The 23,905-nt window shown below is 64.4% G+C and carries 28 protein-coding genes; 9 read left to right on the plus strand and 19 right to left on the minus strand.

From position 1 onward, the window contains the following. Window positions 1-27: 27 nt before the first annotated feature. From GO499_RS08925 to GO499_RS08935, 3 genes are read right to left on the minus strand one after another with little or no spacing between them, the layout of a single operon-like run. Window positions 28-948: a DMT family transporter gene (locus GO499_RS08925; protein ID WP_161861877.1), complete on the minus strand. Its 921-nt coding sequence runs from the start codon at window positions 946-948 to the stop codon at window positions 28-30. Further along, entirely contained in the window at window positions 945-1,349 is a 405-nt protein-coding gene (locus GO499_RS08930) for a GNAT family N-acetyltransferase (RefSeq protein ID WP_161861878.1), read from the minus strand. The genes GO499_RS08925 and GO499_RS08930 overlap by 4 nt, the downstream gene beginning before the upstream one ends. Next, entirely contained in the window at window positions 1,346-2,302 is a 957-nt protein-coding gene (locus tag GO499_RS08935; RefSeq protein WP_161861879.1) for a hypothetical protein, read from the minus strand. Before GO499_RS08935 ends, GO499_RS08930 begins: the two co-directional genes overlap by 4 nt. Before the next feature lie 13 nt (window positions 2,303-2,315). Between GO499_RS08935 and GO499_RS08940 the strand changes: the two genes are divergently transcribed. After that, the gene (locus GO499_RS08940; RefSeq protein WP_161861880.1) at window positions 2,316-2,789 is read left to right on the plus strand and encodes an MgtC/SapB family protein; all 474 of its coding nucleotides are present in this window, start codon (window positions 2,316-2,318) and stop codon (window positions 2,787-2,789) included. 5 nt (window positions 2,790-2,794) lie between these two features. On the opposite strand, the gene ftsY is transcribed toward GO499_RS08940, so the two are convergent. Beyond that, entirely contained in the window at window positions 2,795-3,898 is a 1,104-nt protein-coding gene (gene ftsY / locus GO499_RS08945) for a signal recognition particle-docking protein FtsY (RefSeq protein WP_161861881.1), read from the minus strand. 124 nt (window positions 3,899-4,022) lie between these two features. Here ftsY and GO499_RS08950 point away from each other — a divergent pair, with 124 nt between their 5' ends. Further along, entirely contained in the window at window positions 4,023-4,640 is a 618-nt protein-coding gene (locus GO499_RS08950; protein WP_161861882.1) for a thiamine phosphate synthase, read from the plus strand. 102 nt (window positions 4,641-4,742) lie between these two features. Further along, window positions 4,743-5,393, plus strand: coding sequence for a pyridoxamine 5'-phosphate oxidase family protein (locus GO499_RS08955; protein ID WP_161861883.1), 651 nt, complete (start codon window positions 4,743-4,745; stop codon window positions 5,391-5,393). Window positions 5,394-5,424: 31 nt separating this feature from the next. Here GO499_RS08955 and GO499_RS08960 read toward each other — a convergent pair whose 3' ends face one another. Then, window positions 5,425-6,561 carry a tetratricopeptide repeat protein gene (locus GO499_RS08960; RefSeq protein ID WP_161861884.1) on the minus strand — a complete coding sequence of 379 codons (1,137 nt, stop codon included), beginning with the start codon at window positions 6,559-6,561 and terminating at the stop codon, window positions 5,425-5,427. Then, window positions 6,558-6,971, minus strand: a complete 414-nt coding sequence (locus GO499_RS08965) for an OmpA family protein (protein WP_284154943.1) — start codon at window positions 6,969-6,971, stop codon at window positions 6,558-6,560. Before GO499_RS08965 ends, GO499_RS08960 begins: the two co-directional genes overlap by 4 nt. A gap of 291 nt (window positions 6,972-7,262) precedes the next feature. Between GO499_RS08965 and GO499_RS08970 the strand changes: the two genes are divergently transcribed. Beyond that, a complete protein-coding gene (locus GO499_RS08970; protein ID WP_161861885.1) occupies window positions 7,263-8,741 on the plus strand; it encodes a hypothetical protein in 1,479 nt (492 codons plus the stop codon). Here the strand turns inward: GO499_RS08970 and GO499_RS08975 are convergent. From GO499_RS08975 to GO499_RS08985, 3 genes are all read right to left on the minus strand, one after another. Then, window positions 8,732-9,595 (minus strand): lysophospholipid acyltransferase family protein, encoded by an 864-nt coding sequence (locus GO499_RS08975; protein ID WP_284154944.1) that lies wholly within the window; start codon window positions 9,593-9,595, stop codon window positions 8,732-8,734. The genes GO499_RS08970 and GO499_RS08975 overlap by 10 nt on opposite strands. Beyond that, window positions 9,585-10,358: an L-ornithine N(alpha)-acyltransferase gene (olsB, locus tag GO499_RS08980; RefSeq protein WP_161861887.1), complete on the minus strand. Its 774-nt coding sequence runs from the start codon at window positions 10,356-10,358 to the stop codon at window positions 9,585-9,587. Before olsB ends, GO499_RS08975 begins: the two co-directional genes overlap by 11 nt. Before the next feature lie 161 nt (window positions 10,359-10,519). Continuing rightward, window positions 10,520-10,696 carry a DUF3553 domain-containing protein gene (locus tag GO499_RS08985; RefSeq protein ID WP_161861888.1) on the minus strand — a complete coding sequence of 59 codons (177 nt, stop codon included), beginning with the start codon at window positions 10,694-10,696 and terminating at the stop codon, window positions 10,520-10,522. 36 nt (window positions 10,697-10,732) lie between these two features. Here GO499_RS08985 and GO499_RS08990 point away from each other — a divergent pair, with 36 nt between their 5' ends. Beyond that, window positions 10,733-11,332: a histidine phosphotransferase family protein gene (locus GO499_RS08990; RefSeq protein WP_161861889.1), complete on the plus strand. Its 600-nt coding sequence runs from the start codon at window positions 10,733-10,735 to the stop codon at window positions 11,330-11,332. A 38-nt stretch (window positions 11,333-11,370) separates the two neighbouring features. On the opposite strand, the gene GO499_RS08995 is transcribed toward GO499_RS08990, so the two are convergent. Genes GO499_RS08995 through GO499_RS09005 form a run of 3 tightly spaced genes read right to left on the minus strand, consistent with a single transcriptional unit; the run spans window position 11,371 to window position 14,335 of the window. Further along, window positions 11,371-12,687 (minus strand): TRAP transporter large permease, encoded by a 1,317-nt coding sequence (locus GO499_RS08995; protein ID WP_161861890.1) that lies wholly within the window; start codon window positions 12,685-12,687, stop codon window positions 11,371-11,373. Then, complete coding sequence (locus tag GO499_RS09000) at window positions 12,687-13,193, minus strand: TRAP transporter small permease subunit (protein WP_161861891.1); 507 nt, start codon at window positions 13,191-13,193, stop codon at window positions 12,687-12,689. The genes GO499_RS08995 and GO499_RS09000 overlap by 1 nt, the downstream gene beginning before the upstream one ends. Before the next feature lie 59 nt (window positions 13,194-13,252). Next, a complete protein-coding gene (locus GO499_RS09005; RefSeq protein ID WP_161861892.1) occupies window positions 13,253-14,335 on the minus strand; it encodes a TRAP transporter substrate-binding protein in 1,083 nt (360 codons plus the stop codon). Between the two features lie 189 nt (window positions 14,336-14,524). Here GO499_RS09005 and GO499_RS09010 point away from each other — a divergent pair, with 189 nt between their 5' ends. Both GO499_RS09010 and GO499_RS09015 read left to right on the plus strand, forming a co-directional pair. Further along, on the plus strand, window positions 14,525-15,412 hold the full coding sequence (locus GO499_RS09010; RefSeq protein ID WP_161861893.1) for a polysaccharide deacetylase family protein: 888 nt from the start codon (window positions 14,525-14,527) through the stop codon (window positions 15,410-15,412). A gap of 141 nt (window positions 15,413-15,553) precedes the next feature. After that, window positions 15,554-16,132, plus strand: coding sequence for a T3SS effector IpaJ family cysteine protease (locus GO499_RS09015; RefSeq protein ID WP_161861894.1), 579 nt, complete (start codon window positions 15,554-15,556; stop codon window positions 16,130-16,132). A 10-nt stretch (window positions 16,133-16,142) separates the two neighbouring features. On the opposite strand, the gene GO499_RS09020 is transcribed toward GO499_RS09015, so the two are convergent. The 3 genes from GO499_RS09020 to GO499_RS09030 are packed head-to-tail and all read right to left on the minus strand — an operon-like array spanning window position 16,143 to window position 18,225. Beyond that, window positions 16,143-16,685 carry a gamma carbonic anhydrase family protein gene (locus GO499_RS09020; protein WP_161861895.1) on the minus strand — a complete coding sequence of 181 codons (543 nt, stop codon included), beginning with the start codon at window positions 16,683-16,685 and terminating at the stop codon, window positions 16,143-16,145. After that, on the minus strand, window positions 16,682-17,326 hold the full coding sequence (gene gmk, locus GO499_RS09025) for a guanylate kinase (protein WP_284154983.1): 645 nt from the start codon (window positions 17,324-17,326) through the stop codon (window positions 16,682-16,684). Before gmk ends, GO499_RS09020 begins: the two co-directional genes overlap by 4 nt. Before the next feature lie 11 nt (window positions 17,327-17,337). Then, window positions 17,338-18,225 carry a YicC/YloC family endoribonuclease gene (locus tag GO499_RS09030; RefSeq protein WP_284154945.1) on the minus strand — a complete coding sequence of 296 codons (888 nt, stop codon included), beginning with the start codon at window positions 18,223-18,225 and terminating at the stop codon, window positions 17,338-17,340. Window positions 18,226-18,411: 186 nt separating this feature from the next. Here GO499_RS09030 and GO499_RS09035 point away from each other — a divergent pair, with 186 nt between their 5' ends. Further along, window positions 18,412-19,080: a PAS domain-containing protein gene (locus tag GO499_RS09035; RefSeq protein ID WP_161861897.1), complete on the plus strand. Its 669-nt coding sequence runs from the start codon at window positions 18,412-18,414 to the stop codon at window positions 19,078-19,080. 82 nt (window positions 19,081-19,162) lie between these two features. On the opposite strand, the gene serB is transcribed toward GO499_RS09035, so the two are convergent. Together serB and GO499_RS09045 are read right to left on the minus strand one after the other, a co-directional pair. Beyond that, the gene (serB, locus tag GO499_RS09040) at window positions 19,163-19,993 is read right to left on the minus strand and encodes a phosphoserine phosphatase SerB (RefSeq protein WP_284154946.1); all 831 of its coding nucleotides are present in this window, start codon (window positions 19,991-19,993) and stop codon (window positions 19,163-19,165) included. 3 nt (window positions 19,994-19,996) lie between these two features. Then, window positions 19,997-21,370 carry a class II 3-deoxy-7-phosphoheptulonate synthase gene (locus GO499_RS09045; RefSeq protein WP_161861898.1) on the minus strand — a complete coding sequence of 458 codons (1,374 nt, stop codon included), beginning with the start codon at window positions 21,368-21,370 and terminating at the stop codon, window positions 19,997-19,999. Window positions 21,371-21,556: 186 nt separating this feature from the next. Here GO499_RS09045 and GO499_RS09050 point away from each other — a divergent pair, with 186 nt between their 5' ends. Then, on the plus strand, window positions 21,557-22,525 hold the full coding sequence (locus tag GO499_RS09050) for a GlxA family transcriptional regulator (RefSeq protein WP_284154947.1): 969 nt from the start codon (window positions 21,557-21,559) through the stop codon (window positions 22,523-22,525). A 30-nt stretch (window positions 22,526-22,555) separates the two neighbouring features. Here GO499_RS09050 and GO499_RS09055 read toward each other — a convergent pair whose 3' ends face one another. Together GO499_RS09055 and GO499_RS09060 are read right to left on the minus strand one after the other, a co-directional pair. Then, window positions 22,556-23,437, minus strand: coding sequence for a copper resistance D family protein (locus GO499_RS09055; protein WP_284154948.1), 882 nt, complete (start codon window positions 23,435-23,437; stop codon window positions 22,556-22,558). A 37-nt stretch (window positions 23,438-23,474) separates the two neighbouring features. Further along, window positions 23,475-23,831: a copper resistance CopC family protein gene (locus tag GO499_RS09060; protein WP_284154949.1), complete on the minus strand. Its 357-nt coding sequence runs from the start codon at window positions 23,829-23,831 to the stop codon at window positions 23,475-23,477. Window positions 23,832-23,905 lie beyond the last annotated feature (74 nt).

The following is a 23,905-nucleotide window of genomic DNA, read 5'->3' on the forward strand; positions in this document are numbered from 1 at the left end:
CCCGTTCCTGACTGGTTGGTAAAATTTTTATCCGCCAAACTCCACGACAATGGCGCCGAGGGCGATGCAGGCCATCAGCGCGGCCCGGCCCCAGCCGACTGTTTCCTTGAGGAACAGCCAGCCAATGACTGCGGCGAAGACGGTGGAGGTTTCGCGCAGCACCGCGGCCTCGCCGACCTTGTCCAGCCGGGTGGCAAGCATGACTGCGCCGAAGGAGACATAGGCAATGAGTGCGGCGAGGAACCCACGGGCGAGAAGCGGGCGGGGATCGGGGCGCTCCTCCAGTCTTTGCCAGCGGCGCCAGGCGAGAAACGGAAAGGCGATCCCGTCAACAACGAAGAACCATGCAAGAAAGGTGAAGGGGTTCTCGACCATGCGCATGCCATAGGCATCGTAGACGGTGTAAACCGCGACGATAATGCCGGTGATGAAGGCAAGACCGAGAGCGGCGATGAGCACCTGCCTGTCGACATGGGCGGTGCGGCGGTAGTTGAGCGCGGCAAGTCCGAAGATGGCACCGGAGAGCAGGAGGACGCCGAGCCACTGGGTGCCGGTGAAATGCTCCGAGAACACCAGCCCGGCGACAACGACGGTGGCCAGAGGCCCGGTGCCGCGCACGACCGGGTAGACAACGGTGTAAGCCGCCCGCTCGTAGGCCATGGCAAGGATGTACTTGTAGGCGAAGTGGATCAGGAAGACGCCGATGAGAAAGACCCAGACATGGGCTTCGGGCAGCGGCACGACGAAGAGCGCCACCGGCAGGGCCATGGAGGCGTAGAAGACGTCGATGGCACCGCGCGTCAGCCATGGATCGAACCGCCATTTCTGGAGTGCCCCGAAGACGGAGTGGGCGACGGCGGAGACGAGGGCGAGGACCATGGCGGCGGTGTGACCGGCGGGTTGCCCCTCGATGGCATGGACCCAATCGTTGAGATCGGCAGGACTCATGGAACGCGCCGACCCATGCCGTGCTGGTCGGAGAAACCGAGGGAATGATAGAACGGCATGGCAGCCGGTTTGACGATGAGGGCAATGAAGGTCTGCGGTGGCAGGTTGCCGTCGCACCATGCATTGAGGCGGGTGACGATCTGCCGCCCAAGGCCCCGGCGCTGGTAATCGGGGTGGACGGCGATATCGACCAGCGCGGCATGGGTGCCGCCATCGCCGATGACGCGGCCCATGCCGACCAGCCGGTTGCCGTCATGAAGGAAAACGGCATGGAGAGAGCCGCCAAAGGCGACGGTGGCCGCCTGCGGTGTGCGGGGGCTGAGGCCACAGGCGACACGCAGGGCGCAATAGGCGGCGGGATCGGGCGGCGAGGCAGACCACGACAGACTGAGTGCGCTCATTGCGGGCCCCGTGTCGGCGTGTACCGGATGGCGATATCGACGGCACCGAGGGTAGTGGCAAGGGCTTCGGGACCCGGTTTGCGCATCATCGGTACGAGGTTGGCCATGCCGAAGCCCGCCGGTGCGTCGATGCGCACCATAAGTTTGCCGAAGGGTGTAGGCATGTCGGCAAGTAGGCTTTCGAGCGCCTTGCGGCTTGCGGCGGGGATGGCATCGGCGGGCACGGCAGCGAGGAAGGTTTCGGCCTGTTGCAGGGCACGGGTCAGTTCAGCCTCCGGATCCAGATCATGCCCGGCGAGGGCAGTGAGGAGCGGGAGCAGCGCAATATTCTCGAACAAACCGTGCGAAACCACTGAAACGGCAAGATTTTCCAGTTTCAGTGTCGACAAGAAAATCATCGGCTGAGTGTCTGCGTTGAGCGGACCCGACGTGATGGCAAGATCGGTAAGAGCGACGCTGTTGTCGCCGGGCAGCAATGCCTCCGCCCGTGTGACGGTGAGGCGCTGCGCGTCCGCGTCATAGGCGAGATCGAGTGAAAACGTGCTGGGGAAGTTCTCGTTGCGGAGCGTCTGGTGATAGTCGACAAGGCGGTTGCCCGAGAGTGTACCCGTGCGGATGCCGGTGGCCTGCAAATTCAGGCTGCCGGATTGCGGAACGCCTGCTTCGAGCCGGAGGCCCTGACGCTGCCACCGCACCTCGTCGGCAGTGAACCGGAGGCGTTCATCGCGCAGTTCGACGGTGACATCGCGCTGAATGCAGGTGCCGTCTTCGAACACGAGCGGGCTGCCGAAATCGACCGATTTGTTGCTGATGAAACCGGCAAGATCGAGGCGGGTTTCTTCGCATGAGCGGAAATCCGGTTCTGCCGCCGCCGGGCCGGCGAGGAGGCAGGTAGCGACCAGAAGCCGGAACAATCGGGAAACGCGGGCGTTTTCAAGGAATGCAGGAAACATATGCGGAGGGACCATGTTGAGGGAGGCGCTGTATGCCGGGGAGCCGGCGATCGGGCTGGATGTCACGGCGATCCGGCTGGTGACGGCCATGCTTCTGGGCAGTTTCATCGGATTTGAGCGGGAAAGCCACGACCGGCCAGCGGGGTTGCGCACCCACATGATGATCAGCCTCGCCTCCTGCCTGTTTGCGCTGGTGGCACTGTTGCTGGTGGATCTGCCGACGGGTGACGAGACGGCGCTGCGCTACGATCCGCTGCGGTTGATCGAGGCGGTGACCGCCGGGGTGGCCTTCCTCGCCGCCGGATCGATCCTGACGAAAGGCGATACGATCAAGGGGCTGACGACCGGGGCGAGCATGTGGCTGGCCGGGGCGATCGGGCTGGCAGTGGGCACTGGCAACGCGACGCTGGCACTGATGGCGGCGGTGTTGGGGGTTGTGATCTTGCGGCTGCTGCGACCGCTGAAGAAGGGGATCGGCGAGGAGTGAGACGCTCACGCCTCGACCCCAGCTAGGGCGTTGGCGAATTCCTGCGGATCGAAGGGGGCGAGATCGTCGATGGCCTCGCCGGTGCCTATGGCGTGAATTGGGAGGCCGAATTTGTCGGCCAGGGCCACGAGCACGCCACCCTTGGCAGTGCCGTCGAGCTTGGTCATCACGAGACCGGTGACATCAGCGACCTGCTGGAAGATGCGCACCTGTTCGAGCGCATTCTGGCCGGTGGTGGCATCGAGCACCAGCAGGGTGTTGTGCGGCGCCTCCGGGTCCTTCTTGCGAATTACGCGGACGATCTTGGCCAGCTCCTCCATGAGGTCGCCGCGGTTCTGGAGCCGACCGGCGGTATCGATCATCAGCAGGTCGGCACCATCCGCCTCGGCCTTGGTCATCGCCTCGAAGGCCAGCGAGGCGGGATCGGAACCCTGCGCCGCGGTGAGCACCGGCACCCCTGCCCGTTCGCCCCAGACCTGTAGCTGCTCCACCGCGGCGGCGCGGAACGTATCGCCCGCGGCGATGACGACAGACTTGCCGGCGGCGCGGAACTGCGAGGCGAGCTTGCCGATGGTGGTGGTCTTGCCCGAGCCATTGACGCCGACGACGAGCACCACCTGCGGGCGCTTCGGTGTGAGGGGCATGGGGCGGGCGACGGGATCGAGAATGGCTGTGATCTCGGCGGCGAGCAGGCGCTTGATCTCGTCGAGGCCAAGTTTCCGACCGAAGCGGCCCTCGGCCATATTGGCAGCGACCTTCAGCGAGGTTTCGACGCCCATGTCGGCGGTTATGAGCACTTCCTCCAGCGATTCCAGCATGGCGTCGTCAAGGGTGCGGACCTTCTGCGGGACGACGTTGCGGCCAAGCATGCGGCCGAGGACGCCGGGTTTGGGCGCTGCGGTTTCCGATGCGGCGGGCGGAGGCACAGGGGCCGGGCTGGGCATGGGCTCCGGCTCCGGCGACGGTTGCGGCGTGGGTGCGGGGTCTGGCCGTGGCGGTGTGGCGGGTGCCACTTCCTCGCCGCCGTCTTCCACCAAGGCTTCGAGGCCTTCCTCCAGCTTCGACGAGGATTTGAAAAGCTTCTCTTTGAGATTTCGGAAGAATGCCATCGCGCGCCTCTTATGTCCTGCACCCTGACCTAATACGCAACGCCTGCAGTTGGAAGGGCGGAAAGGGCGCTGGACGGGGCGAAACGCGATGGATAGAAGGGCGCAAAAGGGAAATGGTGCCGAAATGGCTGATGCTGACAGACCCCAGATATACCTGATCACCCCTGCCCGGTTCGAACTCTCGCGGTTCGAGGCGGAACTGGGCCGGGTTCTCGACGGGGTGGAGATTGCTTGTGTGCGGCTGGCGATGGAGACCAGAGAGGCAGACGAGATCGCCAGGGCGGCGGACGTGCTGCGCGAAGTCGCGCACAAGCGCGATGTTCCGCTGGTGATCGACGCCCACTGGAAGCTGGTGGAGACGCTGGGACTGGACGGAGTGCATCTGGGCGACGGCGCACGGCAGGTACGCGAAGTGCGCAAGGCGCTGGACAGTGAGGCGGTGGTCGGCGCGTTCTGTGGTTCTTCACGCCACGCGGGGATGACGGCTGGCGAGATCGGGGCGGATTACATTTCCTTCGGTCCGGTGACGGCTGACCCGATGCTGGGCGACGGCGAGGTGGCGGCGCACGAAACCTTCGCCTGGTGGAGCGAGATGATCGAACTGCCGGTGGTGGCCGAGGGAGGGCTGACACCGGAGTTGGCGCGGACCCTGGCACCGGTGGTGGATTTCTTCGCGCTGGGGGCGGAAGTCTGGGAAACGGACGACGCGCTGGCGGCGCTGAAGGGCTATGCCGAACTCTGACCACCGCCGGCAGGTTTCAGGTGGACCGGTGGCTGGCGGTGGCCTTAGGCTCCGACGCAGGCATGGCGGTGACGCGATGAGAGTTCAGGGGGGAGTCCTTAGGTGCAGAAATTTGACGTAGCGCCGGAACACGTGGTGCAGGACGAGGCCGGACTGCGGGCGCTGTTTCCGCCGACGCATGACCTGGCGGCGAAAAAATGCCTCTCGGCGCTGGACAGACATGCGCAGGACTTCATCCGCCGGTCGCCATTTCTGTGCCTCGGGACGCAGGACATGGACGGGCGGGCGGATGTCAGCCCGCGGGGCGACCCGGCGGGTTTTGTGCAGATTCTCGACGAGAGGACGCTGGCGATTCCGGATCGGCCGGGGAACAACCGTCTGGACAGCCTTGCAAATATCATCGCCAATCCGACGGTGGGACTGCTGTTCCTCGTGCCCGGATATGACGAGACGCTGCGGGTAAACGGCCAGGCCTCGCTGGTGACGGAGCCTGCACTGCTGGAGCGGATGAGCGTGCAGGAGCGGTTGCCGCGTCTGGCGATCGTCGTGCAGGTGCAGGAGGTGTTTCTGCACTGTGCCAAGGCGTTCCGACGCTCTCACCTGTGGGATCCTGAGCATTTGCAGGACCGGCGGGAGATGCCATCTCTGGCCAAGATCATTCTCGACCAGACCACCGGGGCGCCCGAGGACACCGAGGAGATGCAGCGGATCGACGAGGACCTTGAAGTGGAATACCGCAAGTCGATGTACTGACTTCCGCGGCGGTAATCGCGAGGTGGCGGCGCTACTCCGCCGTGCCGCCGACGAGATCGACGGTGATGTTTCCCGGGAGTGCCTGACGAGACGCGCCGAAAGCGGCGGCGTTCTGACGGAGGACCGGCAGGAAGGCGGCAACGTCGCGGGCCAGTGACGCATCGCGTTCGAAGGCGTATGCGACCGTGGTCTGCGTTGCGCTGGATGCGCCCACCGAGAGATGGGTGCGAAGCCCGGCGGCGCGGAAGCTCTCGGCGATCTCACGGCCAAGGCGCAGGGCGGGAATATCGAATTCTCGGGTGCGGATGGTGATGCTCTGACCGGCCATCGGCGCAGGGTCCGCGACTTCGCCGCCCTCGAGCCGGCGCCATGGCGAACTTTCGTAGGCGGCGGCGGTGGCATCGACGCTACTGACGCGCCAGAAGTAGGTACGGCCTTCCTCCGGCAGCGGAATTGCTGTGGCGGAGGCGGAGGTTGTCTCCGTTATCTCGACCGGAAGACCCTGGCGGTCAGCGGCGCGGAGTTCCACCACGTAGACACTGCCCGCGGGCTGCGGCGGCGCGGACCAGACGAGTTCTGCCCGGAGCGGGCCCTCTTCAGAGACCATGGCTTCGGCCAGCGGCAGCGGCGCGGTGAGCACCCCTTCATCGACCTCGGGCAGACCGGCAAGCTGATCGGCGGCAGCCGGCAGTTCCTCGGCCGCGGCTGCGAGCCAGAAGGCGGCGACATCGGGATTCTGCGGCACGCCGTCACCCTGGGCGTAGAGCAGGCCGAGATTGTACTGGGCACGACGGTGGCCACTGGCGGCAGCGCGGGCGTACCAGATGGCGGCGGCCTCCACCGAACGGGTGCCGCCGGTGCCCGCATCCAGCATTACACCGACGTTGAACTGGGCCTTGGGCAGCCCCTGTTCGGCGGATTCAAGATACCAGCGCATCGCCTTCACCGGGTCGCGCCCGACGCCAAGGCCGAGATCGTAGAGCAGGCCGAGACCGAAGCGGGCGCGGGCAGAGCCGGTGTTGGCCTCCGCCTCCCACAGGGTGCGGGCGGCGGCGAAATCCTGGGCGCCGAAAGCGGCGGCCCCGTCCGGCCAGTCAACTTGCGCACGCGCGTCCGCACCGAGAAATGCGCCGATCAAGCTTGCCAGCAGGGCCGTCCGAATTGTCATCGCCAGTTAATCTCCACCAGTCTATTACGCTCTTCGGCCACGCCTTCAGCGGTTTCTACCTCGGGTTCGCTGGTTCCGCGACCCAGAACCTGCAACCTTTCAACCGGTATACCGCGGGCAACGAGGGCGTCAGCAACCTTGTTGGCGCGGGCCAGCGAGAGATCGAGGTTGACCCCAGGATCGCCTGTTTTATCGGCAGCGCCTGAGACAATCATCACAAAAGGATTGCCTTCGCGAAAAAGACGGGCGGCCGCATCGAGCTTGGCCTGCTCCGGCGCTGGCACGCTTGCACTTCCAAGATCAAAGTAGATCTTGATGCCTTCGCCATCTTCCTGCGAAAACGCAGGCAAAGCCGTCGACGCCACGAGCGCAACTGCAAGTAATACAGTTTTCATTGGACGTTCAGTCATTTTTTTACTCCCCTACTTCTGATAAATACACGGGGAAGCGTTCCGACTGTCGGCGACTCGATAAAGTTTGCCGAATTAACACTTCCTTAACGAATACGATAAGCGGGAGGGATTGCCTGTCCAGCGTTTCGACCGAAAGCGGCCACATTTTTGATGGTTTTTCCCGCTATGGACGAAATGAGTAAGAAAACGCGATAAAACGCACAGGGTTGTGAAACCAATTCCTGTATTGGACGTGAATGCAACGGGGGAATGTCGCGATGCGGCCAAGGCCCCCCAGGAGATGTAGGTTTGGCTAGACGCGGCGGCAGTTCTGACAAGGTGATTCGGCCCAGCACGGCCCCTGGCAGCGGGTTGGAGGCGATAAGTTCGGCACCGTTTCCGGCCGGCAAGACCAGCGGCAAGGCACGGCCGGAACGTCGGCCGGCGCGGAAGTCTTCGCGGGCGGAAACGGTGGTGCCGGTACTGGGCGGCGTGGTCATCGTTGGTGGCCTGCTGATGTTCCTCGTCGTCGATGACCTGTTCGAGGGCGAGAGCGCCGCCCCCCAACCGGCACCGGAGGAAGCACTGGCGCGGGCCTTCGGCGACCTCGAGAGCGGCGAGGAAGAGGTCGCGGAGACCGCGGCAGTCGATGCGGAACCGGAGACGGACGAAATTTCCATACTGGCGAGCGCGCCCGAGGCCCTGCTGGCACCGGACGAAGACACGCTGTTCGCGCAGGCAGTGCTGCCCGAGGGCGAAGTTCAGCCGGAGAAATGGTGGGCGGAGGGCGACCCCGGCATGGTGCTGGCCGATACCGCGCCCGATGCGGCCGTGATCGTGACGCAGACGCGGCCAACCGCGCCAAATGTTCTGACCAGCCTCGCGCTGGCCTCCTGGGACGGTGAGGCGTGGGAAAAGGTTCTGAATGCATGGACTACCGGCCCGGGCCCGTCGATCTGGGACCGGACTGCATTGCCACAGGCGCTGCTGACGGCGGATGCGGTGTATCCTTACGAGCGGACGCCGGAGCCGGTTCAGGTGGCGGCGCTGGCCCCGGAAGAGCTGGAGGCAACACGGGCCGTGACGGTGGAGACCGAAGCGGCCGAGGTTGAAGCGGAGGTGGCGGAAAGCGACGCCGCGCCGGATGAGGCGGTGATCGCGGCGGTGGAGGCACCGGCGGTCGAAGCTGAGCAGGACGTTGCTGAAGAGGCCGTTGTGGAAGATGCTGACGACAGCATCGCGGTTGCGGCTGAAGCGGTTGCAGACACGGGTGATGCGCCGGACGCGGCAGCCGAGGCTGAACTCGCCCCTGAGACCGGAACCGAAGGCGAGGTGGCGGCCGACGATCCGGTTGCCGACCCGCCGGCAGTGGCAGAGATCGAGGTGGCGGCCGTGGTGCCGGATGCGGCGGCGGAAGACGCCGGGGATGCTGCGCCTGAGGCCAGCGAATTCATCTTCGACCCGGAAAGCCTTGTGGCTGTGCTGGGTGCGGCCGGGCTGGACTCGACGGCGATGCAGGTGATGCTGCACGCGCCGGAGGGGCCGGCACAGGATCTGGCCGAGCGCGTGGAGAAAGAACTGCGAGCGCTGGAACTGGCGACGGTGGAAATGGAGGAGCCGACGGCGTTCGGCCCGCAGGCCACCGTGGTTCGGTATTTCCATCGCGAGGATCAGGCGCTCGCGATGTGGTTGCAGGCGGGCTTGCAGCAGGATGCTTTGCTGAGTGACCTTTCGGCCTATCGACCGCAGCCTCCGCGCGGGACGGTCGAGGTTTGGCTTCAGCCCTGAGCGGTGCGCTCCGGCGCCTCTGCCATGAAAATGCGTTCCAGTTCGGCCCTGACCGCCTCGCCGCTCGCGGTGGCGAGGCTCTTGCGGTTGACATGATCGGCGATGGCGATGGGTTCATGGAAGGTGGCGCGGACTTCGCCGCGCCATGACAGCGCGAAGACCGCCTTCAGGTGCTCGCCCAACCCACGCTCCCCCCACCAGCCATAGAAGGATGCAGGCAGCCCCTGCCGGGGGTGGTAGGTGAGGGTGACGGGCTGGATGTGCGCGTGGGCCATATCCTCGTGGAAGAACACCGAGAACAGGCTGGATTTGAACGGTAGCACGCGTTGGCCGTCGGTGCTGGTGCCTTCGGGAAAGAAACACAGGCGATGCCCCATGGCCAGACGCTCTCGCAACTGGTCTTCCTGAGCCTTGGCGGCGGTGCGCCGACGCTCGATGTAGACGGGGCGGACGACCTGGCTGAAGGGACCGACGAGCGGCCAGCCGCGAACTTCGGCCTTGGAGACAAAGTAGGTTTCCGTGGCCGCGAGCATGGTGAAGATGTCGGGCCAGCCGATGTGATTGGCGACGAAGGCACCCTCCCCCCGCATCGGCGTGCCGATGCGGGTGAGGCGCAGGCCGCAAAGCCAGAGGTTCAGCCGCGCCCAGAGCCGGATTATGCGGGTTGAAGTCTTACCCGGAATTATCCGTTCCAGTTGGCGGAACAACAGGACGAAGGGTGTCAGCAGGAAGGTACCGAGCAGGAGCGCGGTGGCACGGGGAATGATGGCGGCCTGCTGGAGCGGTGTCGGCTGCGGAAAACTGGGCTGCGGCGCACCGTCCCAGCGCATCGGGGGCGGCGTTTCAACCGGCATTGCGGGTGTAGTAGTCGCGGTAGCGGCTGGTCATCCGGGTGGTGTCCATCAGCAGGCAGACGTCGATGGTGTTGAAATCATGGTCAACGAAGGCGCCCTCCCCGACGAAGCCACCAAGGCGGAGATAAGCCTTAATGAGGTTGGGGATCTGGCGCATGGCCATGCGGGCGTCAATCTCGCTCTCGGGCAGCACATCCATCGGGATTGCGTTTTCGGTCAGCGCCCGGACGCGGAGGTCGGGCGGAGCGAGGTGCTTGGTGTGCAGGAGAGACAGCGCCGGAGCGATGGCGCTGGCGTCGGTGCCGTGGAAGGAGGCGACGCCGAACATGATCTCTATCTCGCGGGACAGCACGTATTCGGCGAGGGCGTTCCAGAGCAGGTGCATGGCAACCCCGCCGCGATGCTCGGGCGCCACGCAGGAACGGCCGAGTTCCACCGAACGGCGACCGAGGGCGAGGATGGGCGAGAGGTCGAACTCCCCTGCCCCGTAGAAGCCGCGGGTTTCGCGGGCGCGGACGTCCGGCAGGAGACGGTAGGCACCGACGACCCGATCCAGCGGATCCTCGATCTGGCGGTCGCTGAGGATCAGGTGGTCGAAGATATCGTCGTAGCTGTCGCGTTCCAACCGGGCGGCGTGGTCGGCCTCGGCCGCCTTTGCGCCCATTTCCTCCACAAACACGCGATAGCGCAGCCGCTGGGCGGCGCGCAGTTCCGTCTCGGTTTCGGCCAGCCGAACGCTAAAACGGCTGCTGTCATACTCCATTCGGCAGTGTCCGGCGCAAGGGGCCCCCACATGGCCCGGTTTCGTGCGACCGTTACTTAGTGAAAAGCTGGAGGCGTGGCAACCGCGGCTGGTATCCCATAAAGCACTTGGTCGTTGCGTTAATCACACGTTAAGCTTGTTGCCACTAGGTTTTTGCACGCTCAGCCAGTGCTCCAGACCGGTTCGAGCTGAATGATGCGCGAATTGATTGTGGTTTTGCCCTGATGCTCGAAATTTACCGTAATCCTGTCACCGATGACCGACTGGACCTGACCCAAGCCCCAATCGGGTTGATCGGGATGGCGGACGAGCATTCCGGGTTCGAGAAGTGACGTCATGGATAGCGCTTTCTGTTGCCTGAAGGAGTACCCCGGATGAACAAGGAAGATCTTTCCGCGCTGGTGAGTTCACGGATCTGCCACGACCTGATAAGCCCCATCGGCGCGATCAGCAACGGTGTCGAGCTGATGCAGGACCTGACAAACAAACCTTCACCGGAACTTGGTCTGATTGGCGAGAGCGTCAATTCCGCAAGCGCCAAGCTGCGCTATTTCCGGATTGCCTTCGGGGCGACGCCGAAAGAATCGAAGCTGCAGATGAGCGAGGTGCGGCTGGCGACCGGTGCAATGTTCCAGGGCCGGACGGTGGTGGTGCTCGATACCGCCGCGACGGAACTGCCCCGGATTGTCGGCAAGCTGTTGCTGCTGACGCTGCTGTGCGTGGAGAAATCGCTGCCTCTGGGAGGCGAGATCCGGGTGGCGCTGTCGGCGATGGGGTTCAGCATTGCCGTCGAGTGCGAGCGGGTAAAGCCGATGGAAGCGTTCTGGGATATGGTCGATGGCGGGATCGTCGTCGAGGATCTGGCGGCATCGGATGTGCAGTTCATCTTGCTGGGCACGACGGTGGCACTGCAGCGGGCCAAGTTCCAGCGCAAGATCACTGATGGCGCGATCCGGATTTCGCTGGCGTTGTAAGGCAACGGCACCGGGAACAGCCCGGTGCCGCGCCGGCTCTACCAGCCGATGGCGTCCGGTAGCCACGTGGCGATGCCCGGGACGAAGAACAGCAGCACGAGCGCCAGTGCCTGGATGGCGATGAACGGCAGGACGCCGCGATAGATCATCGCCGTAGTGATCTGCGGCGGTGCCGCACCTTTCAGAAAGAACAGCGCCCAGCCAAACGGTGGTGTCAGGAAGCTGGTCTGGAGGTTGAGCGCGATGAGCGCCGCCAGCCAAACCATATCCGTGCCCTGTTCCTTGAAGAACGGCAGGAGAAGCGGCAGCGCGATGTAGCTGATCTCGATCCATTCGAGGAAGAAGCCGAGGACGAAGAGCAGCAGCATCAGGAAGATCAGCGCCCCGGTCTCGCCGCCGGGCAGAAGCGCCAGCGTATCCTTGACCAGATCCTCGCCATGGAGGCCGCGGAAGGCTACGGAAAAGACCTGTGCGCAGATCAGGATGAAGAAGATCATCGCCGAGATACGCAGGGCGCTCTGCCCCGCTTCCCAGATCATCGACAGGGTCAGACGCCCGTAGAGCGCGGCGATGGCGATGGATATGACAGCACCGACGCCAGCCGCCTCTGTGGGCGCGGCGATGCCGCCGATGATGGTGCCGAGAACGCCGCCGACGAGGGCGAGCGGCGGGGCGAGGGCCTTGACCGCCTTCCATGCCAGCGCGCGCCCGCGGATCTCTGCCCGTTCTTCAGCAGGGATCGGCGGCATCATCTCCGGTCGCAGTTTGCCGAGGATCAGGATGTAGGCGATGTAGAGCGCGGCGAGCATCAGCCCGGGCATCATCGCGGCGGCGAAGAGGGTGCCGACGCTTTCGCCCATGATGTCGGCCAGCAGGATCAGCACCAGTGACGGCGGGATGATCTGGCCGAGAGTGCCGGAGGCGCAGATGGCTCCGGCGGCGAGACCGCCATCGTAGTTGCGCTTCAGCAGAATGGGCATCGTCAGCAGTGTCAGCGTCACCACCGTGGCGCCGACGATGCCGGTGGAGGCCCCCATGAGCACGCCGACCACGATCAGCGCGATGGCCATGCCGCCATTGAGCCGGCCGGAGAGGCGGCCGACGACCTCCAGCATATCCTCAGCGACGCGGGATTTCTCCAGCATCACGCCCATGTAGACAAACAGCGGAATGGCAAGAAATTCGTATTTCGTGACCACGCCGAAGATACGGGCGGGGACGAGGTTGAACAGGAAATCGCCGAAGCCCATCCAGCCGAAGACGAAACCGGCGACGGCGATGCCGATGCCGACCGGCATGCCGATGAGCAGTGCGACCATGAAGCCGAGGATCATGTAGATGGCGATCATTTCCATCAGTTCGGTCCTTTCAGGGCGGCGGCATGGCGGACAGCATTGGCGGCGCATTGCAGCGCGAACAGGCCGAAGGCCACCGGGATCATCGCCTTGACGACATAGCGGCCCGGCAGGCCACCGGGATCGGGCGAGCCTTCGCGGATCGACCAGGCGCTGTCGACGAAGCCGGCGGAATATTTGATGAACAGGATGCCGATGGCGATGCCGCAGAGCATGGAGAAGAGGTCCAGCGCGCTCTGCAATTTCGGGGAAAGGCGATCATAGAGGAAATCGACGCGGACGTGGCCGTTTTCCAGCATCAGCACGGTGATGCCCAGAAGTGCGACCGGCGCCATGATGTGCCACTCCAGTTCCTGCATCCAGACGGGGCTGTCACCGATGGCGTACCGGCCGAAGACGTTGAAGAAGACGAGGGCCACGAGGGCGAGCAGAAGCGCCGTGGCCAGACGGGAGGCCCAGCGGGTGAGCGTATCCACCCGGTCGGCGCATTTGAGGGCGAAGTTCATTTTGACCTGTGCGTTGGGGGAGTGGCGGCACCCCGGTGGGGGCGCCGCCTGTTGCCGGATCAGGCGTCGCGCAACTGGGAATGCCAGACTTCCTCGGACGCATTGGCCCAGATGTCATGCTGTTCCTTGAAGGTGAAATAGTTCTCCATCACCTTCTTGAACTGCGGATCGGCGGCGGCGAGTTCGTCGTAGACCGGGCCCATTTCGGTTTTGAGCGCCGCGATCACGTCATCCGGCAGAACCCTGAGCTCGGTGCCTGCTTCCTCGAATTCCTTGAGCGCGATGGCGTTGTTGGCCTCCGCCCATGAATGCGAGATGGTGTTGCAGGCGGCCGCGGCGTTGGAAACGATGGCCTGAAGCTCCGGCCCCAGCCCTTCCCACGCGGCCTTGTTGATCGCGAGTTCCGTAACCGTCGTCGGTTCGTGCCAGCCGGTGGTGTAGTAATACTTGGCGGCGGTGTTGAGGCCGAGGATCTTGTCCTGTGCCGGGCCGACCCATTCGGCGGCGTCGATGACACCCCGTTCCAGCGCGGGGAAGATTTCACCGCCGGGCAGAAGTTTCACTTCCACCCCGACGCGGGCATAGGCCTTACCGGCAAGTCCGGGAATGCGCATGCGCAGACCCTTCATGTCGTCGATGGAGTTGATTTCCTTGTTGAACCAGCCGGTCATCTGGACACCGGTGGCGCCCACGGGCATGGCGACGAGGCCGAGCGGTTCATAGGTTTCGTTCCAGAGGTCGATGCCGTCGCCGGAGTAGAACCAGGCGTTCTGGCCCTGCGTCGACATGCCGAACGGCACGGCGCCGAAGAACTGGGCGGCTGGCACCTTGCCGGCACCGAAGTAGCTGACCCAGCCGTTCATCTCGACGATGCCCTGGCGGACGGCGTCGAACCCCTCAAACGCGGGCACGAGTTCGCCGGCATGGTAAACCTGGATGTCGAGTGCCCCGCCGGACATGGTGCGGACGCGATCCGCGAAGTCGGTCAGGGAGCCCGGGCCGGTGGAGTAGAACGGCTGGCCGGGCGGAAAGGCCGTGGTCATCTTCCACTGGGTTGACTGGGCGCGGGCGACGTGCGGCGTGGCCAGCGCGGCACCACCCACGCCGATGCCGGCCGCTGCGATAAACTTGCGACGATCCATGTTTTCTCTCCTGTTGGTGCGGCCACTCCCGGCCCCTTGCCCTTCGGGTCGTATACGTGGCATTCCATTTGGCGAGGCCCGGACCGCAAAATGAAGGTATTTTTTGTGCGAACTTTGGTGTTGGGTGATTTTTTGGGCAATTTTTCTGACCAATTGACCGTGTTTTGACCAACCGCTGAAAGGAACGCCATGCGGCTGAACCACCATAATCGCTATCCCTACTCGGCCATTACCACACGCCCGGATTTCGATTGGCCCGATGGCCGGCGGCTGGCGGTGTATCTGGGCATGAACCTGGAGGTATTTTCCTTCGGTGACGGGCTGGGGGCGGAATTGGCGCCGGGCGGGCCGCAACCGGACGTGCTGAATTATGGCTGGCGCGACTACGGCAACCGGGTGGGCGCGCCGCGGATGCTGGAATTGTTCGACAGGCTGGAGCTGCCATGCACGGCGCTGGTGAACGCGATGGCCTATGACGAAGCGCCGGGGCTGGTAGAGGCGTTTCGGGCGCGGGGCGACGAAATTGCCGGGCACGGGCGCACCAATGCGGAACGGCAGGGAGTGCTGCCCGAGGCCGGGGAAGCGGCGCTGATCGCCGAGGCGACGGCAGCTCTGACCGCCAGGGAGGGCGCAGCGCCGAAAGGCTGGCTGGGGCCGTGGATCAGCCAGAGCGCGCTGACCCCGGACCTGTTGCAGGAAGCGGGTTACGACTACCTGCTGGATTGGTGCCACGATGACCAGCCCGTGTGGATGAAGACGCGGAACGGACGGATATTGTCCGTGCCATATCCGCAGGAGATCAACGACATCCCGCAGATCGTCGGGCGAAAACGCGAGGGGGCGGAGTTTGCCGACATGATGATCGACGCTTTCGACGTGATGCTGGCGGAGAGCGCGCGGCGGCCACTGGTGATGGGCATTGCGCTGCATGGCTACATCATGGGCCAGCCGCATCGGCTGAAACACCTGGAGCGGGCGCTGCGGTACATGCAGACCGCGGGTGGCGACACGGTATGGTGGACGACGGCGGGGGCGATCAGCGACTGGTATCGGGAGCGTGGGCCGGATGGCGCGTGATATCGGGAGGGTTTCTACCTGCGGTTGCCTGAATGACTTGCGAGTCTGTTTCTGAGGTCACAGAAGCGCACTGTCTGAGCGGTTAGGCTCGCGGACAATCGGGGTGCAGGGTCGTGCACCGGATTTGACGGAGCCAATTCAATGCCAAACCTTACCTTTCAACAATTTACCGGACTTTCCTGCGGTGCTGCATGCCTGTTGGTCGCGGCCAAGGAACTGGGCATTGCCCAGATGCCGGACATGACGGGCAGCGGCGTGCCAAACACCGGCATGTGGATCGGGCAGCCGCTGGAGCTTTCCAACGGTTGCGAACGCGCGATTTACGCCGTGACAGCCAACGGCGTCGACACGTATTCCATGCCCGATGGCATCGCCAGAGCCGGGCAGATGCTGGGGCTGGATGTTTCCGTTTCCATGAGCGGCTGCGTGGTTCCGAAGGTGCTGGAATGGAAGTATCCCAATGTCCGCGACCAGCTGGACGAGCTGGGGGTGGAGATCCTGTCCGGCACGCCTGCGCTGGCTGAGAACGAACGGATGCTGGTGGCGGTTGGCATCGGCGGGCTCGGACTGCATTGGGTCCTGTACCGGAGCGACGGCACCTATATGGATCCCGCCTACGCGCGCAATTACACCTGCTCGCTCTGGGGTATGGGGCAACTGGGCGTTCTGCGGTATATAGATACGGGGATTTACGTCGTGGTCGGCACGCCAACGGTGTGAGGACCGGCTGTCAGCCCTTCAGCATCGAGGCGCTGAGACCCTTGCGGTAGCGGCGCATGTTGGCGACGTAGCGGGCGGCGGTTTCGCGTAAGCCGGCCTGGGCGGCTTCGTCGAGAATGCGGATCACCTTGCCGGGCGCACCCATGACGAGGGCGCCGGGCGGGATTTCCTTGCCTTCGGTGATCAGGGCGTTGGCGCCGATCAGTGCGCCGGCACCGATGCGGGCACCGTTTAGGACGGTGGCGCCCATGCCGACCAGTGCGCCATCTTCGACCGTGCAGCCGTGAAGCATGGCGCGGTGGCCGACTGTGACCTCGCGCCCGATGGTGAGCGGGTAGCCTGGATCGGTGTGGAGGACCGAGTTGTCCTGGATATTCGAGTTCTCGCCCAGCGTGATCGGTTCGTTGTCACCGCGCAGGACGGCATTGAACCAGACGGACGCGCCGGTGTGCAGATGGACGTTGCCGATGAGGCAGGCGCCGGGTGCGACCCAGCAGTCGCCATCCTCGGGCAGGTGCGGGGCAATGCCGTCGAGATCAAACAATCCGGTCATGCGAGCCCCCTTTCGAATTCGGCGTTGAGGCCCTGGACGAAGGTGTTCAGGGCGGCCTTGCTGTGTTCCCGGCGGAGGCGTTCGGCGCGGATGATGGCCTTCAGTTCGCTCTCGCAGGTGGCGAGATCCTCGTTGACGAGCACATAGTCGTAGGAATCCCAGTGGCTGATCTCGTCGCGGCTTTTCTTCATGCGAAAGCCGATCACCTCGGCCGTGTCCTGGCCGCGGGCCTTGAGCCGCGCGGCGAGGGCGGCGATGGACGGCGGGAGGATGAAGATGGACACGGACTGATTGCCGAGGGCGGAGTTCTTGATCTGCTGGCCGCCCTGCCAGTCGACATCGAAGAGGATGTCGCGGCCCTCGTTCACCGCCGCCTCGACCGGGAGGCGGGGGGAGCCGTAATGATGGCCGAACACCTCCGCGTGTTCGAGCATCTCGCCCTCGGCGGCCATGCGGGCGAATTCCTGCGGTTCCTTGAAGTAGTAGTGGACGCCCTCTTCCTCCCCCGGCCGGGGCGGACGGGTGGTGGCGGAGATGGAGAACGCGACATTGGGATCGGCCTCCAGCAGGCGGCGTGACAGGGTTGTCTTGCCCGCGCCCGAAGGAGACGAGAGGATGATCAGAAGACCGTTGCGCGTTATGTTCGCCATGCTCACTCCACGTTCGCCGATTGCTCGCGCATCTGGTCGATCACGACCTTGAGGTCAAGCCCTATGGCGGTGAGATCCGCGGCACCGGCCTTTGAGCAGAGGGTGTTGGCCTCGCGGTTGAATTCCTGCATCAGGAAATCGAGCTTCCGGCCGATGGGGACGGTCGCGGCCAGCAATTCGTGGGCGGTGGCAATATGGGCGCGCAGGCGGTCCAGTTCCTCCGTTACGTCGGACTTGACGGCGAGGAGCGCCAGTTCCTGCTGGAGCCTTGCCTCATCGGCGCGTTCGGTGGTGTGGAGCAGGGTCTGAACACGGGCGCGCAGCACGTCGCCCGCGCGGGCGGCGCGGGCCTCGGCGGTGGTGGCTGCGGCTTCAGTGAGACGCGCCATTTCCGCGACCTGGGCCGCGAGAATCGCGCGCAGCTTGTCGCCTTCGGCCGCGCGGGCGGCATCCAGGTCAGCGAGCAGTCCGGGAATGTCGGCGGCAATGGTATCGCGGCACTTGGCGAGCCGATCCGCCAGACGCCCGTGATCGACAACCATGCGGTGGCCGAGCAGGTCGCCGAGGGAAAGGGGCGCTATGTTGACGCCGGCCTGCAGGGCCGACTGTTCGAGCGAGAGGGCCGCGGCCAGCACGCTCTGCACGCCGTCGGAGTTCAGGGTGAAGCCGCCTTCGACTTCGCCACCGGAGACGCGCAGCGAGACGGAGACGGTGCCGCGGCTGAAAACGGCGGGCGCGGCCTTGCGGATGTCGGCTTCCAGCGCCTCCGCCCCCTCCGGCACGCGCACGCGGATATCGAGACCGCGGGCGTTGACGCTGCGGGCCTCCCAGACCCAATCGAGGCCCGTGGCACTGCCGGACACACTGGCATAGCCTGTCATAGATTTCATGGGCACGTGCCTCTCCCCCTCGCCGCAGCGTTTTGAAATTGCTTTGGTTTCCGCACTCTTTAGGCGGTGCGTTAAGCAATCTCTACCAAAACATGGGACAATTGTGTAAAATGCGATTAAATTCTCTTTCAACACAGAAAGGAACGCAGGGCGTTCGAGTTCGGTTTGATTGAGGAGAGTAGGCCCGTGTTGAGAACCCAGACTATGAAATCGGATATTCTTGCCAACCTGAGACAGTACTGGGAGAACTTGCGGAACGGACGCGTCGCCCCCTACAGGGCGGAACTGGACCCGCGCAAATTCGAAGATGCGCTGGAACACATGTTCATTCTCGAACAACTCAACCCGAACCAGTTGCGAGTGCGGCTCGCGGGGATGTCGCTGTGCGAGATGATGGGCATGGAAGTTCGGGGCATGCCGCCGGAGGCGTTCATGGAAGCGTCGCACCGTGCAGCATTTACGGCGCATATCAACACGGTGCTGAACTCGCCGGCGGTGATCGAGTTGGAGCTCCTGGGCCGGGGCCATGACGGGCAGGAAACCAAGGCCCGGATGTTGATGATGCCGCTGCGCAGCGATTTCGGTGAGGTCACACGGGTATTGGGTTGCGTGGTGACGGATGAGAAAATCGTCTCGTCACCGGCGAATTTCTCCATCACCGGTGTAAAGATGGCGACGATCACCGAAAGCGAGGGCGAGAGCCGTTCGATGGCCGCAGGGTTTGCTGAGGAAGCCGACCCGTACACGGCGGCTCTTCCGGAAGGGGCACGCCTGCGGACCGTCGAGACCAACGCCGAGGTGGAGCGGACGGCGCCGAAACGCGGGCATCTGCGGATCGTATCGTCCCGCGACTGACGGCGGTATTTCAGGATTGAGTTGTGCGGCGCGTCCCTGCTGGGGCGCGTTTTGCGTTGCGGCCTGCCTGCGCGGACCCTGACTAGGGCAGCGCCACTCCGATCAGGGCGAGTACAGCGCTCAGGTCCGAGTGATCGAGGCGGACATCGGCTTCTGCGGCGACAGCCGGCTTGGCCTTGTAGGCGATGCCGAGACCGGCGGCGCCGATCATCGCGAGATCGTTGGCGCCATCGCCGATGGCCACAGCCTGGAACGGGCTGATGCCGAGACGCTCGGAGATACGGCGCAACGCCTCTTCCTTGGCGGCGCGCCCGAGGATCGGCGGGGTGACGCGGCCGGTGAGATGGCCGTTGTCGACCTCAAGCGAGTTGGCCTGGTGGCTGTGGAAGCCAAGTTCAGCTGCCACCCGCTCCGAGAAAAACGTGAACCCGCCGGAAACGAGTGCGGTTTCGACCCCTGCCCCGCGCAAGCCCGCAAGCAAGGCAGCGGCGCCGGGACTGAAGGTGATGCGCTGATTGTAGCATTCCTGCAGAACAGAAACCGGCAGCCCCTTGAGCAGCGACACCCGTTCGCGAAGTGCTTCCTCGAAATCGAGTTCGCCGCGCATCGCCCGTTCGGTGATGTCGGAGACCTGTGGCTTGACGCCGGCGTAATCGGCGAGTTCGTCGATGCATTCCACCTCGATCATGGTGCTGTCCATGTCGGCGATGAAAAGCCGGGGCACGAAACCGCCGGAAAGAATGTTGAGATCGCACCCCGATGGCGCGACGAGGCCCTCGGGGGCTTCGTCCACCGGAATCACCAGTGCGGTGGGTGACAGGCGGCGCGGGCGGGCGGAGAAAGCCTCCGCCAGCCATTGCGCCTCTGCGTCTCCGACCCCTGCGGCCGAGGTAAGGACGGCCCGGGGTGGCACGCGTTACTCCGCCGCTTGCGCCCGGGTGCGGCGGCGCTGGTCCAGTTCCTCGGCGACGAGGAATGCAAGCTCCAGCGACTGGCTGGCGTTGAGGCGCGGATCGCAGGCGGTGTGGTAACGGTCGGAAAGATCGCCATCGGTCACATCGCGCACACCGCCGGTGCATTCGGTGACATCCTTGCCCGTCATCTCGAAATGCACGCCGCCGGGATAGCTGCCCTCGGCCGCATGGATCTGGAAGAACTCGCGAACTTCGCGCAGCACGCTTTCGAACGGGCGGGTCTTGTAGCCGGAGGCCGCCTTGATGGTGTTGCCGTGCATCGGGTCGCAGGACCAAACGACCTTGCGGCCTTCTTCCTGCACCGCCCGGATCAGCTTCGGCATGTGATCGCCGACCTTGCCTGCGCCAAAACGGTTGATGAGCGTCAAACGACCCGGGATGTTGTCCGGGTTCAGGGTGTCGATCAGCCTTTTCAGGTCGTCGGTGCTGATCGACGGGCCGCATTTGAGGCCGATCGGGTTCTGCACGCCGCGGCAGAAGGCGACATGCGCGCCATCAGGCTGGCGGGTGCGGTCACCGATCCAGATCATGTGGCCGGAGCCGGCGACGGGCAGGCCGGAGGTGCTGTCCACGCGGCAGAGCGCCTCTTCGTACTCCAGCAACAATGCTTCATGGCTGGTGTAGAAATCGACGCGGTGAAGGGTGTCCGCCGTCTCGCCGGTGACGCCCGCGGCCTCCATGAAGTCGAGCGACTCGGAGATGCGGTTGGCGAGCGCGTCGTAACGCTCGAACCCCGGCATGTCCTTGGCAAAGTCCAGCGTCCACGAGTGGACACGGGCGATGTCGGCGAAACCGCCCTGGCTGAAGGCGCGCAGCAGGTTCAGCGAGGCCGCGGCCTGCGTGTAGGCCTGAAGCATCCGGTTCGGATCCGGAATGCGCGATTCGGCGGAGAAGCCGATATCGTTGATGATGTCGCCCCGGTAGCTGGGCAGTTCGACGCCATCCTTCACCTCTGTCGGGGCGGAGCGGGGCTTGGCAAACTGGCCGGCCATGCGGCCGATCTTGACCACTGGCAGCTTGGCGCCGAAGGTCAGGACCACGGCCATCTGCAGCATCACCTTGTAGGTGTCGCGGATCAGGTCGGCGGAAAATTCCTCAAAACTTTCAGCGCAATCGCCGCCCTGAAGAAGGAATCCACGGCCTTCCGCGACTTCGCCGAGAGCGCGTGTAAGCTTGCGCGCCTCCCCTGCAAAAACGAGGGGCGGATAGCTGGACAGGCGTTTCTCCACGGCGGCAAGGGCTTCCGCGTCGGTATAATCGGGCATCTGGACCCGTTCCTTCGCGCGCCATTCAGTCTTCTGCCACTGAGCTGTCATCTCTTCCATCCCGTGTGAGGTTTTTGCTGTGAGGCGCTCTTATAGGGGGATCGGCGACAGATGGGAAGCAATTGAGGCCGAATGCGGCAAGAAAATTTCCGGGCCCTGGAGCCTGGATTATTATCCCTTGACCTACCCTTCCATGGCGTTCCAAACCGGGTCTGGAGCTTTGGAAGGTAGCTGGTCGTGACCGAAGTGGAACACAAGACGGAGCGGTTTGCTTTCCTGCTGCTGGAAAACTTCACGCTGCTTGCCTTTTCCAGCGCGGTCGAGCCACTGCGGCTGGCGAATTTCAATTCACATGGAACGCTGTATTCCTGGCGGGTGCTGGGCGAGAATCCGGAGCTCGTATCCAGTTCCGGCGGGGTACGGATCACGCCGGACGCCGGACTGGTGGAGTTGGACCGGGACGAGACGATCATTGTCGTCGGCGGGCGCGACGTGAAGAACTCAACGACCAAGGCGGTGCTGGCCTGGCTGCGGCGGGAGCATCGCAAGGGGATGACGGTGGGCGCCGTTTGCACCGGAAGCCACGTGCTGGCGAAGGCCGGGCTGCTGGACGGACGGCGGGCGACGATCCACTGGGACAATCGCGACAGTTTCGTCGAGGATTACCCGGAAATCGAACTGGCGCAGAATGTCTTTGTCATCGACGGCAATCGCATAACCTCCTCCGGCGGAACCGCACCGTCCGACATGATGCTGAAACTGATAGCGGACCGGCACGGCTCGCCTCTGGCCAATACGGTGGCGGATCAGATGATCCACACCTCGATCCGCACCGACCGGGACGAGCAACGGCTGTCGATCCCGACACGGATCGGCGTGCGGCATCCCAAGCTGTCGACCGTGATCCATATGATGGAAGGCAGTATCGAGGAGCCGGTTTCGCCGACGCAACTGGCTGCAGACGTGGGCATGTCTACCCGACAGTTGGAGCGGCTGTTCCGGCGCTATCTCAACCGCAGCCCCAAACGCTATTACATGGAACTGCGGTTGGGACGGGCGCGAAACCTGCTGATGCAAACGGACATGAGCGTGATCAATGTGGCGCTGGCCTGCGGCTTCGCATCGCCGTCGCATTTCTCGAAATGCTACAGGGCGCATTTCGGTACCACACCCTATCGTGAGCGGGGAACGCAGCCAGCAACCTGACCGCCGGGCCGCCGGGGCGGTGCTGGGGACTCAGTGCATTTGCATGCCGGCGGGCTCGCCCGGGCGTTCCGGCGATGTGACCGTGGTGAAGACGGCCGTGACGGCGAGGATCACGGCGACGATGCGCACCTCCAGCCGGATGGCGCGACGCAGGCGGCTTCCGGCCTGCGGCCTACCCTTCAGCAATGCGGGCGTCAGCCACAGCTTGTTGCCGGCGGCGATGGCCATAAGGGCGGCGAAGGCAAGCAGTTTCAGGGTAAAGATGCGGCCGTAGGGCGTGGCCAGTGCGGCAATGGGATCACCGGTGAAGAGGTAGAGCAGAGCGATGCCGGAGACCGCCAGCAGAGCGACAGTGACAAGAGCGATGCGGCCGAATTCCCGGGCGGCAAAACCTGCCTGTTTCGCGTCGGCGAGGGCGAGGCGGTGGAGCGGATGGAAGCCGCCGATCCAGAAGGACACAGCGAGCATGTGCAGCCAAATCAGCACGCCGAGGGCGAGGCGCGGCTCCCCCAGTGAATGCCCGCGAAAGGCAAAGGAAGCCGCGACGATGGCGGCGCCAGTGGCGGCGATGAACTGGGCAGCGCGGCCATCGGTGACCAGAAACAGGATGAGGGCGAGACCGGCAAGGCGAATCTCGAGGCTGGTGCCGAGAGGGCTGTTGATGATCAGGCCGAAGATCGTCGGTTCCGCCGCTTCGCGCAATGTGCCGCCGGTGAGAAACCAGGCGCGGAGCGGGAGGCGCAGAGCGGAAAACACCGCTGCGGCGAGTGCCGCGAGGACAGCGACGCGGCGCGTTTCCGACCGGGTTTCGTAGTTGAGTTCGGAGAGGCTCCAGACCGCGAGGGCACTGCCGGCGGCCAGCAATGTGGCCGCGTAGGCGGCGAATTTGACCGCCACGGACAGCAGGGTCATGCCATCGGAAAAGAGCGCCTCGATCGCCCTGCCCTCCCTACTGGATGCTGAAGCTGACCGTGCCCTGAAGCGGGTGGCCATCCTCGGCAAGGCCACGCCATTCGATGATGTAGCTGCCGGCGGGGATGGCGGCGGGCGTGGCCTCGAACGTGGTTGCGGGAGTGAGGGGGGAGCGCCGTTCAACCTCGTGGTCTGTGCCGTCGCTGCCGGTCAGGCGAATGGAGGTGACCGTGGTGGGCTTGTCGAAAGTCAGGGTGATGACCTCCGGCGCAGCGGAAAGCGTAGCGCCATCGGCGGGACTGCTTGCCTCCTTCTTCGAATGGGCAAAGGCGGGCACCGCGAGGCAGAAGGCGAGAGCCAGCAGGGCGGTGCGGCGTCTGAGTGGCTTGAGCAAGGCGTTTCCTCCATCCGTTGCCTGCGGACCTGCACGTTCGGGCCCATTGCGGCCATGGCTACCACGGGTGACGC

Origin of the sequence: Algicella marina (genome assembly GCF_009931615.1) — a bacterium.
In the GTDB taxonomy this organism is placed as follows: Bacteria; Pseudomonadota; Alphaproteobacteria; order Rhodobacterales; family Rhodobacteraceae; genus Algicella; species Algicella marina.